This window comes from Pseudomonas sp. NPDC086112, assembly GCF_044746425.1.
In the GTDB taxonomy this organism is placed as follows: Bacteria; Pseudomonadota; Gammaproteobacteria; order Pseudomonadales; family Pseudomonadaceae; genus Aquipseudomonas.
Window position 1 is genome coordinate 40421 of record NZ_JBIVCD010000007.1, and the last position, 13903, is coordinate 54323.

Here is a 13903-nt window from a genome sequence, read left to right on the forward strand (position 1 = left end):
CAGGACAGTCTCGCATGACCGCTTGAGTTAGTCAGTGTCGACCAAGGTCGTGACGTGGCGGGGTGTCGCAGGTTGGGAGTCAGTTCGATTTTTGGTGTGTTTGGGGGCCTCTTCGCGAGCAAGCCCGCTCCCACACTCGATCGTCAGTGAACACAAAATATGTGGGCACCCTCAATCCAGTGTGGGAGCGGGCTTGCTCGCGAAGGCGGCCTCACTGACTCAACGCAATATCGATTAACCGATGCAACTCTTCAACCTCCAGCGCCTGCGCTGCAAACAGGATGCGAAACACCGTCGGCGCCACCACCATATTGATCAGCCGATCGACACTCGGCTTCGGCTGATCGGGATAGCGATCCAGAATCGTCTGCAACTGCGCACCAATGATCGTCACGCAATAGCCCGGTGTGGCGCTGGATTGTACGTCGCGCATCATGTTGCGCCCGGGTTCGGAACTCATCTCGTCCAGATACTGCTCCGCCCAGGCCAGCACGTCACCGCGCAGGCTGCCGGTGTTGGCCGGTTCGCTGTCGGGGCGCATGCGGGCGAGGGCGACGTCGGCCAATAGCGCCGACAGATCACCCCAGCGCCGGTAAATAGTCGACGGCGTCACCCCGGCCCGGGCAGCGATTTGCGGCACCGTCACGCTGGCGCGATCCTGTTCTTCGAGGAGTGCGCGGACTGCCGAATGAATCGACTCTTGGACCCTGGCGCTACGACCACCTGGGCGTAAACCTTCTTTAATAGCCATACGGCGGACCTTAACACAAAGAATTTGCTTTAAGCGTTAGTCGGTAGCACACTCCGCAAAAGCAAAAAGTTAGCTTTTGCGGAGTGTGCCTATGTCCCGTCTCACGTCAAACCGTTCCAGCCTGTGGTTTCTGGCGATCACCTTACTCAGTTTTCTCGCCGCTTCCACCGCGCCAACGCCGTTGTATCACTTGTATCAAGAACACCTGCGGTTCTCGGCAGCGACCCTGACCCTGATTTTCGGCGTCTACGCCCTCAGCTTGCTGGCGGCGCTGCTCACGGTCGGTTCGCTCTCGGATTATCTGGGGCGCAAACCGGTGATTTTTACCGCCGTATTGCTGAACATGCTGGCGATGTTGCTGTTTATCAACGCCGACAGCGTTGCCTGGCTGATCAGTGCGCGGGTCCTGCAGGGTTTTGCCACGGGCATGGCCACCGCCGTTTTAAGTGCGGCGCTGCTGGACACTGACCGTCAGCAAGGGCCGATGGTCAATAGCGTCGCGCCGTTGCTGGGCATGGCGCTGGGTGCCATGGGTTGCGGCGTGTTGGCCGAGTTTGCGCCGCTGCCGCTGCAGTTGACCTATTGGGTGCTGTTCGCGCTGTTTGTGATGCAAGCGCTGTACGTCTGGCGCCTGCCGGAAAGCGTCACACGGCAATCGGGTGCCTGGGCCTCGCTACGCCCGACCCTGCATGTGCCGATTCAGGCGCGGCGTATGCTATGGCGGGTGCTGCCGATAGATCTGGCGGTGTGGGCGCTCGGTGGTTTTTTCGCTTCTCTGGCGCCTTCTCTGGTGCGGACCGCCACCGGGTCCACCTCGAATCTGATTGGTGGGGCTACGGTGGCCGTGTTGACAGTGACCGGCGCATTGATGATCTACACCTTGCGCAATCGGCCGGCCGACAAAGTCTTACTGTTGGGCGCGAGCCTACTGCCTGCGGGCGTTGCGCTGATTCTGCTAGCGGTAAACAGCGCCAGCCTGCCGTTGTTTTTCTTCGGCACTCTGGTGGCGGGCGGCGGTTTTGGCGCGGGTTTCCTGGGTGCCCTGCGAAGCATCGTGCCGCTGGCCTTGCCTCATGAGCGGGCGGGTTTGATGTCGGCGTTTTATGTACTCAGTTACTTGGCTTTCTGTTTGCCGTCGTTACTGGCCGGCAGTCTGACGCGGGCCTTTGGCCTGGTGGCAACCACCGATGGTTATGGTGCGGTGCTGATCATACTGTCGCTCGGTGCGCTGGTCGGGTTGATGCGTGTGCAGACTGTCAAAGTCTGTGGCGTCGATGTTCGATGACCGTTAGCCTTGGCACCGCCATTCATTTCGACGGACCGACCCATGAAGATCATCCGCAGCAAATCCTTCACTGGTGACCGCGCCTGGGCGGCGCTGGACATTGCCAACATGAATGGCATCACCACTCGTTTGCACTGGACCGATCAGCCCTATAAGTGGCATATCAACGACGGTCAGGAAGTGTTCGTGGTGCTCGATGGGCAGGTGCAGATGCGTTATCGCGAAGAAGGTCAGGAGAAGGAAACGCTACTCGAAGTCGGCGATATCTTTTATGCCTCGGTGGGCACCGAGCATGTGGCTTATCCGCTGGGTGTGGCGAGGGTATTGGTGATCGAGACTGAAGGCAGCGTCTGATGCATATCTGCAAAACAGATAACAGTTAGAGATATTACCCGTTATATCGATATTCTATTCGGATCTACCATGAACTCCCACCTCACGAGAGGACAGGAGTTCACCATGACCTGCACCCATAGCGTTAAACCCGGTATCAAACCGCTCAGTCATTTGCAGCACCCTCGAGAAGCCATCCGCCAATTCACCCCCAACTGGTTCGCAGCGACCATGGGCACGGGTGTATTGGCGCTCGCGCTTGCGCAATTGCCGGTGGCGAATCCCGGTCTGCATGCGTTTGCCGAAGGCCTGTGGCTGTTCAATATTGTCCTGTTTGTCATGTTCACGGCCATGTATGCCGCGCGTTGGGTCATGTTCTTCGACGAGGCGCGGCGGATTTTCGGGCACTCCACGGTTTCGATGTTTTTCGGCACCATTCCCATGGGCCTGGCGACCCTCATCAATGGCTTTCTGCTCTTCGGTTTGCCGCGCTGGGGTGACGGTGTGATTCATCTCGCCGAAGTGCTCTGGTGGCTGGACGTGGCCATGTCGCTGGCTTGTGGCGTATTGATTCCCTACATGATGTTCACCCGTCAAGAGCACAGTATCGACCAGATGACCGCGGTCTGGCTGTTGCCGGTGGTGGCGGCGGAAGTGGCGGCGGCCAGCGGCGGCTTGCTGGCGCCGCATCTGGTCGATGCTCATTCACAACTGGTGGTGCTGGTGACCAGCTACGTGCTCTGGGCCTTTTCCCTGCCGGTGGCGTTCAGCATTCTGACCATCCTGTTGCTGCGCATGGCGTTGCATAAATTGCCCCACGAAAACATGGCCGCCTCAAGCTGGCTGGCCCTTGGGCCGATTGGCACCGGTGCGCTGGGCATGTTGCTGTTGGGTGCCGACGCGCCAGCGATCTTTGCCGCCAACGGTTTGCCGGGTATCGGCGAGATCGCCGCAGGGCTTGGCTTGGTGGCCGGTATCACGCTGTGGGGCTTCGGGCTCTGGTGGATGCTGATTGCGCTGTTGATCACTGTGCGTTACTTGCGCGCCGGTATCCCGTTCAACCTCGGCTGGTGGGGCTTCACTTTCCCGTTGGGCGTCTATTCTTTGGCGACGTTGAACCTGGCGAGCACGTTGCACCTGACGTTTTTCAGTGTCTTTGGCTGTGTACTGGTGGCGTTGCTGGCGGTGATGTGGCTGATTGTTGCCAAACGCACGGTGCAGGGCGCATGGCGAGGTGAGTTGTTTGTTTCGCCGTGCATTGCAGGATTAAACAAATAACCGGCAAAGATTGGGTAATCTGTGGCCTGGATCGACGCTCGACATTCCAATAACAATTGCCACGCCACTTTTTATCCAACATCAGCTACCCAACATCAGGGACACATGGAAGATGAGTCACCCCTCGCAGTTCACCTTGCTTCGCACTCGGCGCTTCCTGCCGTTTTTTGTCACGCAGTCGCTGGGGGCCTTCAACGACAACATTTTCAAGCAGTCGTTGATCCTCGCCATTTTGTACCGGCTGACCATCGAGGGTGACCGTTCGATTTGGGTCAACCTGTGTGCGTTGCTGTTTATCTTGCCGTTTTTCCTGTTCTCGGCTCTGGCGGGGCAGTTCGGGGAAAAGTTTGCCAAGGACGCACTGATCCGTCTGATCAAGCTCGGGGAAATCGTGATCATGACGGTGGGTGCGGTCGGTTTCATGTTCGATCACCTGTCGCTGATGCTGGTCGCGTTGTTTGCCATGGGCACCCATTCGGCGCTGTTCGGGCCGGTGAAGTACTCGATCCTGCCGCAGGCGTTGCGCGAAGAGGAGTTGGTGGGCGGCAACGGTCTGGTGGAAATGGGCACCTTCCTGGCGATTCTCGCCGGAACCATTGGCGCCGGGATCATGATGTCGGCCAACAACTACGCGCCGGTCGTGTCCACGGCAATCATCGGTATCGCCGTGCTCGGTTACCTGGCCAGCCGCAGCATTCCCCGGGCTGCCGCGGCATCGCCGGAAATGCGTTTGAACTGGAACATTTTCAGCCAGTCCTGGGCTACCTTGAAGTTGGGCCTGGGGCAAACCCCGGCAGTATCGCGTTCGATCGTCGGCAACTCATGGTTCTGGTTTGTCGGGGCGATTTATCTGACGCAGATCCCGGCGTATGCCAAGGAATGGATGCACGGCGACGAGACTGTGGTAACGCTGATTCTTACCGTGTTCTCGGTCGGTATCGCACTGGGTTCGATGCTCTGCGAGAAACTCTCCGGACGCAAAGTCGAGATCGGTCTGGTGCCGTTTGGCTCATTCGGTCTGACGGTGTTTGGCCTGTTGCTGTGGTGGCATTCCGGCGCGATTCCAGACAGCGTTGCCGGTCATGGCTGGATCGAAGTCCTGGGGTTTGGCCACGCCTGGCTGGTGTTGATCGACATTCTTGGGCTTGGGATCTTTGGCGGCTTTTACATCGTGCCACTGTATGCGCTGATCCAGTCGCGTACTGTCGAGAACGAACGGGCGCGGGTGATCGCCGCCAACAACATTCTTAACGCCCTGTTCATGGTGGTGTCGGCGATTGTGTCGATCGTCTTGCTGAGCATCGCCAAGCTGTCGATTCCGCAGCTATTCCTGGTGGTGTCGCTGCTGAACATTGGCGTCAATGCTTACATCTTCAAAATCGTCCCTGAGTTCAGCATGCGCTTCATGATCTGGCTGCTCGGCCATTCCATGTACCGCGTCGAGCATCGCAACCTGGAGCTGATTCCCGATGAAGGCGCGGCATTGCTGGTTTGCAACCATGTTTCGTTCGTCGACGCGTTGCTGATTGGCGGCGCGGTGCGTCGGCCGATTCGCTTTGTGATGTATTACAAAATCTACAACCTGCCGGTACTGAACTTCATCTTCCGCACGGCGGGGACGATTCCGATTGCCGGGCGTCAGGAAGACATTCAGATCTACGAAAAAGCCTTCACCCGCATCGCCCGGTATCTGAAGGACGGCGAACTGGTGTGCATTTTCCCTGAAGGCAAGTTGACCGCCGATGGCGAGATCAACGAGTTCAAGGGCGGGCTGACACGGATTCTCGAAGAAACGCCGGTGCCGGTGATTCCGCTGGCGTTGCAGGGGTTGTGGGGGAGTTTCTTCAGCCGTGATCCGAATAAAGGGATGTTCCGTCGATTGTGGTCGCGGGTGACCCTGGTGGCGGGGCCGGCGGTGGCCGTTGAAGTGGCTGAGCCGGCGACATTGCAAGGGTTGGTGGGGGAATTGCGTGGGGCGGTAAGGTAGTCGGTGACTTTGCGGGCCTCTTCGCGAGCAAGCCCGCTCCCACATTGGGAATGCGGTCAAATGTGGGAGCGGGCTTGCTCGCGAAAGCGGTAGTGGCCTAAGCGCTAACCTTGAGCCCAACCAACCCGGCAATAATCAACGCCACACTGGCCAGCCGAAACAGCGCCATGGATTCACCAAACAAAATGATCCCGGCGATCACCGTGCCCACCGCACCCACGCCAGTCCAGATCGCATAGGCCGTGCCCAGCGGCAATTCCTTCATGGCAAGGCCCAGCAGGCCAAGGCTGATCGCCATGGCGGCAATGGTCAGTGCGGTAGGAAGAGGGCGGCTGAAACCGTCGGTGTATTTCAGGCCGACGGCCCAGCCGACTTCGAACAGGCCGGCGAGAAACAGAATGATCCAGGACATCAGAGACCTCCATCGATGGATGGGGTCGTCCCCGGATTAATGATTCGATCGAGCCGCGAGGTCGTCCCCGCGTTGCGCGATAGAGTGCCCATCATTAATCCGAGGATCAAGTTTTCGGCTTAATCCGCCGCCTGCTGAGCAGCGATTTGCCGGTCTTCCTTCTCGCTCATACGACGGAAATACGTCGAGAGCAGTGCTCCGGAAATGTTGTGCCAGACGCTGAACAACGCGCTTGGCACCGCTGCCAACGGCGAGAAGTGCGCACTGGCCAGGGCCGCGCCCAGGCCGGAGTTCTGCATGCCGACTTCCAGTGCCAGGGATTTGCGCTGGGCCAGTGGCAGGTTGAACAGGCGCCCGGTGAAGTAACCCAGCAAGTAGCCGAAGCTGTTGTGCAACATCACCACGGCCATGATCAGCAGGCCGGATTCGGCAATCTTCGCCTGGCTGGCGGCTACCACGGCAGTGACGATGATCACGATGCTCACCACCGACACCAGTGGCAACACGTCTACGGCGTGACGAACCCGATCACCGAATACGCGCTGGGCAACCACGCCGAGCACGATCGGCAGCAGCACGACTTGCAGGATCGACCAGAACAGCTCCATGAACGACACCGGCAACCAGGCCGAAGCCAGTAGCCAGATCAGCGCTGGCGTCAGCAGCGGAGCGAGGAGGGTAGTGACGGCGGCAATGGCCACCGACAACGCTAGATCGCCACGCGCCAGCCAGGTCATCACGTTCGAGGAGGTGCCGCTTGGGCAGCAGCCGACCAGAATCACCCCGACGGCGATCTCTGGCGGCAGGTGGAAAACCTGGCAGAGTAACCACGCCACACCGGGCATGATCACGAAATGAGCGACCACGCCCAGCGCCACGCGCCACGGATGGCGAGCGACTTCGGCGAAGTCTTCAAGCTTGAGGGTCAGGCCCATGCCGAACATCACCAGACCCAGCAGCGGTACGATGGCGCCTTTCAAGCCGATGAACCAGGTCGGTTGCACAAACGCCACGACGGCGAAAATCAGTACCCAGTAAGCGAAGGTGTTGCCGACAAAACGACTCAATGCAGCCAGTGCGCGCATGGCCTGATCCTTATTCTTGAGTAACACCACAAAACCAATGTGGGAGCGGGCTTGCTCGCGAAGGCGTCATAACATTCAACATCAATGTCGACTGTCAGTCCGCTTTCGCGAGCAAGCCCGCTCCCACAGTAGAGATCACAAGCCTTTAAATACCTTGCGGGGTCTCTTCACCACCCAACGCTTCAACCATCGCCGGCAGGAAGTCGCCGAAGGTCAGCATCATCAGGGTAAAGCTGGCGTCCAGTTGCCCCAAGGCTTCGTCGCCACCGTCCTGTTCTGCCTGATCTTGCAGCAGGTCTTCGAACTTCAGGCGCTTGACCACCATTTTGTCGTCAAGCACGAACGACAGTTTGTCCTGCCAGGCCAGCGACAGTTGAGTAACCACTTTGCCGGTGCTCAGGTGCAGCTGGATTTCTTCGCTGGTCAGGTCCTGACGCTTGCAGCGCACGATGCCGCCGTCTTCGTGTGTGTCGCGCAGTTCGCACTCGTCCAGCACGAAGAAATCATTCGCGGCTTTCTGGGTGGTGACCCACTCGGTCATGGTGGCGGTCGGCGACATCTTCACCGTCAACGGACGCACCGGCAGCGAGCCGATCACTTCGCGCAGGGTGGAGAGCAGGTCTTCGGCGCGTTTCGGGCTGGCCGAGTTAACCAGGATCAGGCCCTGTTTCGGCGCGATGGCGGCGAAGGTTGACGAGCGGCGGATAAAGGCGCGGGGCAGAAAGGCCTGGATGATTTCATCCTTGATCTGATCGCGTTCCTTTTTGTAGACCTTGCGCATTTGTTCGGCTTCGATCTCTTCGACCTTTTCCTTCACCGCGTCGCGTACGACGCTGCCCGGCAGAATGCGTTCTTCCTTACGGGCGGCGATCAGCAGGAAGTCGCCGCTGATGTGCACCAGCGGCGCGTCTTCGCCCTTGCCGAATGGCGCGACGAAACCGTAGGTGGTCAACTCCTGGCTTGCACATGGACGCGCCAGTTTGGTGGCCAGTGCAGTTTCCAACGCCTCGGCATCAAAAGGCAGATCTTGGGTCAGGCGATAGATAAGCAGGTTTTTGAACCACATGGGGTGAGTCTCTCCTTTATACAAAGGGGGGCATTATTGTCCTCCGTGTGCCATAGGCCAACCCTTCTCTAAGCCTTTGGAAGGCCTGAGAAAATTAATTAAAAAAGTGCTTGCCAGAGGTTGGGTCGCTCCGTAGAATGCGCGCCACACCGAAAGTGAAGGGTGATTAGCTCAGCTGGGAGAGCGTCTGCCTTACAAGCAGAATGTCGGCGGTTCGATCCCGTCATCACCCACCATTCGCTTTAGTGTTACGCGCAGCGGTAGTTCAGTCGGTTAGAATACCGGCCTGTCACGCCGGGGGTCGCGGGTTCGAGTCCCGTCCGCTGCGCCATATTCGGTAACCTGGAACGCTGAACGCCAGGTCACCACGGAAAAGCCCGCTAACGCGGGTTTTTTTCTGTCTGAAGTTCCTGCAGGGTGAGTCGTCTTACCGGTTTTCAGATTTTTTTGATTTTTTATCAATTAAATCAACACTTTATGAAAATCTGTGGCACAATGCGCCCCGCAACGAAGGTAAAGGGTGATTAGCTCAGCTGGGAGAGCGTCTGCCTTACAAGCAGAATGTCGGCGGTTCGATCCCGTCATCACCCACCACTTACTTTCAACGCTACGCGCAGCGGTAGTTCAGTCGGTTAGAATACCGGCCTGTCACGCCGGGGGTCGCGGGTTCGAGTCCCGTCCGCTGCGCCATATTCGGTATCTGGAACGCTGAACGCCAGATCACCACAGAAAGCCCGCTTAATGCGGGCTTTTTGCTGTCTGGGATTTGGCTTTGTAGCGAATCCACTGAAAAAGCGACCTGTTCGGCTGATCCAGTTAAGCGCAATCCATGTGGGAGCGGGCTTGCTCGCGAAAGCGGTGTATCAGGCAACATCAATAATTGACTGTGCCGCCGTCTTCGCGAGCAAGCCCGCTCCCACAGGTTTGATCTGCACCCGACCAGCCTTGCCCTGCTCGGGTCGCTTTTTTCGTTTCTGTCTTGCCTATTGTTCGGCGTTACGGCTGTGCCGGTAGTCGCTGACGGCCTCGTACACCGCTTTGCGCAACCGGTTGATCCCGCCAATCGGCCTATGGGCTTCAAGCCCGAACCATGGGTTGAACGACAGGTTGTCGCATTGCAGGTTCAGCGCCGGGGTGTCGAAATCCTGGGCAGGCAGCTTGATCCTGGCCACAGTTTCGAAGGGCGCGTCGCTTTCGTTCCACTCGATACTGGTGTCTTCGATCGGCATGTACTTGCCCGCATCCTGACGCTGGATCTGTAAAACGAAACAGGCCGGCACCCGATCGGTCGACAGATGCTGGTTCAGCGCGCTGCGCAGGAAATTCGGCAGGTTTTGATTTTGCGTGGGCAGCGTGTAGACCGGGCAGCTATCAGGGTCCGGCATCACGCGGAATTTAGCGTTAGCTTCACCGAACTTGTACGGCGAAACCGAAAAGTAAGTGGTCTGCGTCGGGCTTGCCGGGGCAGGGGAGAGCGTCGCCAGCGCAATAAACAGATGGCGAACTTGCCACGTGCGCGGGTCCCAGCCCGGGAAGAACGCCATCGCCTTTTTGCCATCAGCCTGAGCAGCCACATTCTGACGATACTCAGCGACATCGCTGACAAAGAAGTTCGGATGGTTGAACATCACGAAGTCCTGTTCGCTGTGCCCTTGTCGGTCACTCAGCAACTGTTTACCAGGCACATCGAATAGTTTGATGGCCATGCCCCGAGCATCGCGGATGCTATCGAACTGCGGATACGCATTGCCGTTGGACAGCCGTATCGTCGCTTGCCAGGTTTTGCCCGGTTCGCTGAACACGCCCTGACGTAACTCCGCCGTCAAATCCGGCAGCACCTGTACCTCGGCCTTCACGCAGCCATGGGCCTTGGCATGGGCATCGCGCAGGTAGCGGGTACTTTCACGGTGTTGATCGACGATACGCACGGCCGTCTGGATGATGTCCTGGGTCATTGCCGCTTCGCCGTCCGGAATCAGTTCTTCAGCCGATACCGGGCCGCGATGCTGCCAGGCGGACCAGGCCATGATCAGCGCCCAGCCGAGCAGGCCCAGACCCAACAACACCAGCAGGGTTTTGCCGAGGAAGGCGCCCAGGCGCAACCAGAGAGTGATCAGCATGGGTCAATCCTTTTGACTGAGACGGCGGTCTGGCAATTGCGACTCCATCGGGCCGCCCAACACTTTCAGGTATTCCAGCAGCGCCCAGCGTTCCTCCGGTTGCAGCAGACGACCAATGACGCCGTTACCGCGTTCACCTGCGCGGAACTCGTGGCCGCTGTTGTGATTACCGGTAATGCGCGTGTCGAACACAAAACCGTTGGTGAAGGCTTCGGTGCGATAGCCCAAGTGTTTAGGGTCATATTCGAAGGTGCCCTTGTAGAACGTGGTTGCGCGTTCACTTTGTGGCGAGAGCAATTGATAAAGGCTCGGTACCGAACCGTTGTGCAGAAACGGCGGCGTGGCCCAGACGCCCGCCAAAGGTCGGGCCTTGTAGCTACGCAACTCCTGAACGCCGATCGGCAGGCCGAATCCGTCCAGGTTCGGGCGCTCTGCGGGTGTCACTTTGGCTTCGCGGTAGGCCTGGTTGCCCACGAAAGCAGTGACGTAAGCCAGTCCCTTGGCCACGGACAATTGGCTCATATCCAAGGGTTCTGTGGGTTTGGGATGCAGTTTTACGTCCAGTTGCGCAAGCTCTGCCGGATCCCACTGTAAAGCCGTCAGATCGAAGCGATGATCGGCAATGTTGTTGGCGGCGCCGGGGTCTGTGCCAATGACCTCCACAGGCAGCAATTTCAGATGTTGCACTGGTCTGCCGTCGCTTTGGGTGACGCGGGGGACATGACACCCGGCGCAATTTTCAGCGAACAGTTCGCGGCCTTTTGCGGCCAGGGGCTTGTCAATATTGCCCAGCAGGGCTTCCGGCCAGGCAGGCGGTTTGAGTCGTTGCAGGGTTTCCTCGATCCGATGCAGATCGCGCACCCGGACGCTGGAGGGGTAGCGGTCGTCGCCCTTGAGCGGCTGCCCGCTGCTGTCGAAGAAATTCAGCGTGGCGCCCACACCCAAGGCCTCACCGATATTACGGGCCATCGGTTGCTGCGCCGAACCGTTCCACTGCACCCAGTCGAAGGTCCACATGTCCCACAGTTGCGGGTAGTCCACCGGAGCGTTGGCCACCCGATAGTTGGCGGGTGAAATCGCGTCGCCGAAGCTGGCGTTGGCAATGCGCCCGAAAGCATCGGTGCGACCGGGACCTTCTTCGGTGGGGTAAAGGCCTCGATGGGTGTCGTTCCAGGCCACTTTCAAGAAGGTATCGAGTGAGACTTTAAAATCCTGGCGTAGTTGTTGATGCCGTGCGTCGTAGTCCTGACCCAGAACGTTGCGGGCGAAACGTTCGAATTTCCAGGGGTTGTAGTAAGTCGAGGCGAGGCTGGCCACCAGTGCCTGGCCGAAACTGCCGCCACGCAGGGTCGGGACGCTGGAGGGCAACACATGCTGGGCCGAGCCACCGTCGATGCGCACAGCCTGGCCATTGAAGCGTAATTCGCCGGTGTGGCAGGCGGCGCACGTGATGTCCAGAAACTCGTCCTGGCTGCCGGGGTTTTGATGACGGGCAAAACCGACGGGCAGGTTACCAGGATTGTTCTGCATGGCTTTCTGGCTCGGGTCGATCAGAAAACCAAAGCGTGCAAGGTATTCAGGAGCGGCGAATCGTTTTTGCGAGAAGGGCAATTCCAGGGCATTGAACCAGTCATAACGCAAGCCTTTGACCTGGGTACCTTGAGGTGTGAAGTAGTAAGCCTGTCGGTCGGCGGCGCTCCATTGCTCCAGGTAATTTACCTGTTGCGCCGGTGACCAGGCCGGCAATTTCGGGTTGGCGACGTAATACAGCACTACGGCGAGGCCCAGCCCCAGCAATACTGCGATGAGGATCAGCAAGCGGAATTTGAGGCGCACGATAAACATCCTTGTCAGTTTGTAGCTCCCTTATGCCTCAGCTCAAGAAGTGCGGCAAGAGGCCATTACCCCAGAGTCTGTGGGAAGCGGCGCTTGAGTTCGTAAGAGCGAAATGACAGAAGCTTCATCCTTCTATAGCCAAAATGCGTTTAAACACCTGAACTTATCAGACGTTTCCTGCTCTCATGCCGGTAGCCATTGGTCGTGGCGGCCTGATAAGCTCGCGGCTTTACTCGATTGCCCTTTAGGCGCATGAACAAGGAAATAGCATGAAACAGCATCGGTTGGCGGCGGCGGTGGCCCTGGTTGGCCTGGTACTTGCGGGTTGTGATTCGCAGACCAGCGTAGAGCTGAAAACCCCGGCGCAAAAAGCTTCCTACGGTATCGGCCTGAACATGGGCAAAAGCCTGGCTCAGGAAGGCATGGATGACCTGGATTCCAAAGCGGTAGCCCAGGGCATCGAAGATGCCGTCGGCAAGAAAGAACAGAAGCTGAAAGATGAAGAGCTGGTTGAAGCCTTCGCAGCATTGCAAAAGCGTGCTGAAGAGCGTTTGGCCAAGATGAGCGAAGAGTCGGCAGCCGCTGGCAAGAAATTCCTCGAAGAGAACGGCAAGAAAGCGGGTGTCACCACCACGGCTTCCGGCCTGCAATACGAAGTGGTCAAGAAAGCCGACGGCGCTCAGCCTAAGCCGACCGACGTAGTGACTGTTCACTACACCGGTAAATTGACCAATGGCACCGTTTTCGACAGTTCCGTCGAGCGCGGCAGCCCGATCGATCTGCCGGTCAGCGGTGTGATTCCGGGTTGGGTCGAAGGCCTGCAACTGATGCACGTTGGCGAGAAGTACAAGCTGTACATCCCTAGCGAACTGGCTTACGGCGCCCAAAGCCCAAGCCCGGCGATTCCAGCCAACTCGGTACTGGTATTCGACCTGGAGCTGCTGGCCATCAAGGATCCAGCAAAACAAGACGCCCCCAAGTAATTCGCGTCTGCTTTAAAAACAACGCCTCGCTTATGCGGGGCGTTGTTGCATCTGGCGTTCAGTGGAGGTAAACAAAGCGAACGGATGCGGTACGCTGAAGTCATAGCCAGTGAGGGCGCTCGAGCTAGACGGGCCAGAACGCCAAGTCAATGAAATCTTGGGTTTTTTTATGTGAGTAAAAAACGCCCGATCTGAGTCAGGCCCTTATGAAACGGGGCTTTCAGCGGTGAAATGCAGCTCTGTTCACAAGGTTATCCACAATTTGTGTGGATAACATTTCAGTGGGAGTAATAAATGAAAACGCCCTGGAATTTTGCTCGTTTCCTGCCTCTGGCCGGACGCCTGCTCGCCCGTGGTCGTTTGCCGACCCTGCTGTTCGCGGTTGCCAGCAAAGGTGCCAGCCAGGGTAATCGTCTGGGCAAACTCAAAGATGATCTGCGTTTGTTGCAGGCACTCTGCCTGGCCTACTGGCGTGGCGAGTACCGGGCCATCAGCCCAAAAGCACTGGTCTCGGTGGTGGCTGGCCTGATGTATTTCCTGAGCCCGGTAGATGCCATCCCGGATTTCATCCCGGTATTCGGCATGCTCGACGACATTGCCGTACTGGCCTGGTTGATGAAAGTTCTCGATGACGAGCTCAACGCCTTCCGCGCCTGGCGCAAGCGTCAGCTGCCGGAGAAGCTTGCGGTAGTCGAACGCTTGCCTGATACCCCCGAACAACTGCAGCTTCAGGGGCCGAAAAAAAACTGAGCCAATTCAAAATCCTC

Annotated in this window: 12 protein-coding genes and 4 tRNA genes; 10 read left to right on the forward strand and 6 right to left on the reverse strand. The window is 58.2% G+C overall.

The features are described 5' to 3' along the window. Nucleotides 1-211: 211 nt before the first annotated feature. A complete protein-coding gene (locus ACIPLA_RS07380) occupies nucleotides 212-751 on the reverse strand; it encodes a TetR/AcrR family transcriptional regulator (RefSeq protein WP_401172716.1) in 540 nt (179 codons plus the stop codon). Between the two features lie 91 nt (nucleotides 752-842). On the opposite strand from ACIPLA_RS07380, the gene ACIPLA_RS07385 reads away from it, so the two are divergent. The 4 genes from ACIPLA_RS07385 (at nucleotide 843) to ACIPLA_RS07400 (ending at nucleotide 5634) form a co-directional block, all read left to right on the forward strand. Beyond that, complete coding sequence (locus ACIPLA_RS07385; protein WP_401172718.1) at nucleotides 843-2036, forward strand: MFS transporter; 1194 nt, start codon at nucleotides 843-845, stop codon at nucleotides 2034-2036. Between the two features lie 42 nt (nucleotides 2037-2078). Continuing rightward, nucleotides 2079-2390 carry a cupin gene (locus tag ACIPLA_RS07390; RefSeq protein ID WP_192345779.1) on the forward strand — a complete coding sequence of 104 codons (312 nt, stop codon included), beginning with the start codon at nucleotides 2079-2081 and terminating at the stop codon, nucleotides 2388-2390. 105 nt (nucleotides 2391-2495) lie between these two features. After that, nucleotides 2496-3647 (forward strand): TDT family transporter, encoded by a 1152-nt coding sequence (locus ACIPLA_RS07395; RefSeq protein ID WP_401172720.1) that lies wholly within the window; start codon nucleotides 2496-2498, stop codon nucleotides 3645-3647. 112 nt (nucleotides 3648-3759) lie between these two features. Next, on the forward strand, nucleotides 3760-5634 hold the full coding sequence (locus ACIPLA_RS07400; protein ID WP_401172722.1) for an MFS transporter: 1875 nt from the start codon (nucleotides 3760-3762) through the stop codon (nucleotides 5632-5634). Nucleotides 5635-5731: 97 nt separating this feature from the next. Here ACIPLA_RS07400 and sugE read toward each other — a convergent pair whose 3' ends face one another. The 3 genes from sugE to rdgC all read right to left on the reverse strand — a co-directional run bounded on the left by sugE (nucleotide 5732) and on the right by rdgC (nucleotide 8197). Next, complete coding sequence (gene sugE, locus ACIPLA_RS07405) at nucleotides 5732-6046, reverse strand: quaternary ammonium compound efflux SMR transporter SugE (RefSeq protein WP_008071553.1); 315 nt, start codon at nucleotides 6044-6046, stop codon at nucleotides 5732-5734. Nucleotides 6047-6165: 119 nt separating this feature from the next. Then, nucleotides 6166-7131, reverse strand: coding sequence for a bile acid:sodium symporter family protein (locus ACIPLA_RS07410; RefSeq protein ID WP_401172725.1), 966 nt, complete (start codon nucleotides 7129-7131; stop codon nucleotides 6166-6168). A gap of 145 nt (nucleotides 7132-7276) precedes the next feature. Beyond that, nucleotides 7277-8197, reverse strand: coding sequence for a recombination-associated protein RdgC (gene rdgC / locus ACIPLA_RS07415; RefSeq protein WP_192345782.1), 921 nt, complete (start codon nucleotides 8195-8197; stop codon nucleotides 7277-7279). A 160-nt stretch (nucleotides 8198-8357) separates the two neighbouring features. Here rdgC and ACIPLA_RS07420 point away from each other — a divergent pair. From ACIPLA_RS07420 to ACIPLA_RS07435, 4 genes are all read left to right on the forward strand, one after another. Next, a tRNA-Val gene (locus ACIPLA_RS07420) sits at nucleotides 8358-8433 on the forward strand. 18 nt (nucleotides 8434-8451) lie between these two features. Further along, nucleotides 8452-8528 (forward strand) — tRNA-Asp (locus ACIPLA_RS07425). Between the two features lie 187 nt (nucleotides 8529-8715). Next, a tRNA-Val gene (locus ACIPLA_RS07430) sits at nucleotides 8716-8791 on the forward strand. Between the two features lie 19 nt (nucleotides 8792-8810). Then, nucleotides 8811-8887 (forward strand) — tRNA-Asp (locus ACIPLA_RS07435). A 293-nt stretch (nucleotides 8888-9180) separates the two neighbouring features. On the opposite strand, the gene ACIPLA_RS07440 is transcribed toward ACIPLA_RS07435, so the two are convergent. Both ACIPLA_RS07440 and ACIPLA_RS07445 read right to left on the reverse strand, forming a co-directional pair. After that, nucleotides 9181-10317 (reverse strand): catalase family protein, encoded by a 1137-nt coding sequence (locus tag ACIPLA_RS07440; protein ID WP_401172727.1) that lies wholly within the window; start codon nucleotides 10315-10317, stop codon nucleotides 9181-9183. Nucleotides 10318-10320: 3 nt separating this feature from the next. Further along, nucleotides 10321-12153, reverse strand: a complete 1833-nt coding sequence (locus ACIPLA_RS07445) for a di-heme-cytochrome C peroxidase (RefSeq protein ID WP_401172729.1) — start codon at nucleotides 12151-12153, stop codon at nucleotides 10321-10323. Nucleotides 12154-12422: 269 nt separating this feature from the next. Between ACIPLA_RS07445 and ACIPLA_RS07450 the strand changes: the two genes are divergently transcribed. Both ACIPLA_RS07450 and ACIPLA_RS07455 read left to right on the forward strand, forming a co-directional pair. Then, on the forward strand, nucleotides 12423-13136 hold the full coding sequence (locus ACIPLA_RS07450) for an FKBP-type peptidyl-prolyl cis-trans isomerase (protein WP_007898896.1): 714 nt from the start codon (nucleotides 12423-12425) through the stop codon (nucleotides 13134-13136). A 294-nt stretch (nucleotides 13137-13430) separates the two neighbouring features. Continuing rightward, nucleotides 13431-13886, forward strand: coding sequence for a YkvA family protein (locus ACIPLA_RS07455; RefSeq protein WP_007898895.1), 456 nt, complete (start codon nucleotides 13431-13433; stop codon nucleotides 13884-13886). Nucleotides 13887-13903 lie beyond the last annotated feature (17 nt).

Bases quoted from the DNA above. Each gene is read 5' to 3' on its own strand.
- ACIPLA_RS07440 (WP_401172727.1), bottom strand. From the start codon at position 10,317: ATGCTGATCACTCTCTGGTTGCGCCTGGGCGCCTTCCTCGGCAAAACC.
- sugE (WP_008071553.1), bottom strand. From the start codon at position 6,046: ATGTCCTGGATCATTCTGTTTCTCGCCGGCCTGTTCGAAGTCGGCTGG.
- ACIPLA_RS07410 (WP_401172725.1), bottom strand. From the start codon at position 7,131: ATGCGCGCACTGGCTGCATTGAGTCGTTTTGTCGGCAACACCTTCGCT.
- ACIPLA_RS07455 (WP_007898895.1), top strand. From the start codon at position 13,431: ATGAAAACGCCCTGGAATTTTGCTCGTTTCCTGCCTCTGGCCGGACGC.
- ACIPLA_RS07380 (WP_401172716.1), bottom strand. From the start codon at position 751: ATGGCTATTAAAGAAGGTTTACGCCCAGGTGGTCGTAGCGCCAGGGTC.
- ACIPLA_RS07390 (WP_192345779.1), top strand. From the start codon at position 2,079: ATGAAGATCATCCGCAGCAAATCCTTCACTGGTGACCGCGCCTGGGCG.
- ACIPLA_RS07400 (WP_401172722.1), top strand. From the start codon at position 3,760: ATGAGTCACCCCTCGCAGTTCACCTTGCTTCGCACTCGGCGCTTCCTG.
- ACIPLA_RS07395 (WP_401172720.1), top strand. From the start codon at position 2,496: ATGACCTGCACCCATAGCGTTAAACCCGGTATCAAACCGCTCAGTCAT.
- ACIPLA_RS07385 (WP_401172718.1), top strand. From the start codon at position 843: ATGTCCCGTCTCACGTCAAACCGTTCCAGCCTGTGGTTTCTGGCGATC.
- rdgC (WP_192345782.1), bottom strand. From the start codon at position 8,197: ATGTGGTTCAAAAACCTGCTTATCTATCGCCTGACCCAAGATCTGCCT.
- ACIPLA_RS07450 (WP_007898896.1), top strand. From the start codon at position 12,423: ATGAAACAGCATCGGTTGGCGGCGGCGGTGGCCCTGGTTGGCCTGGTA.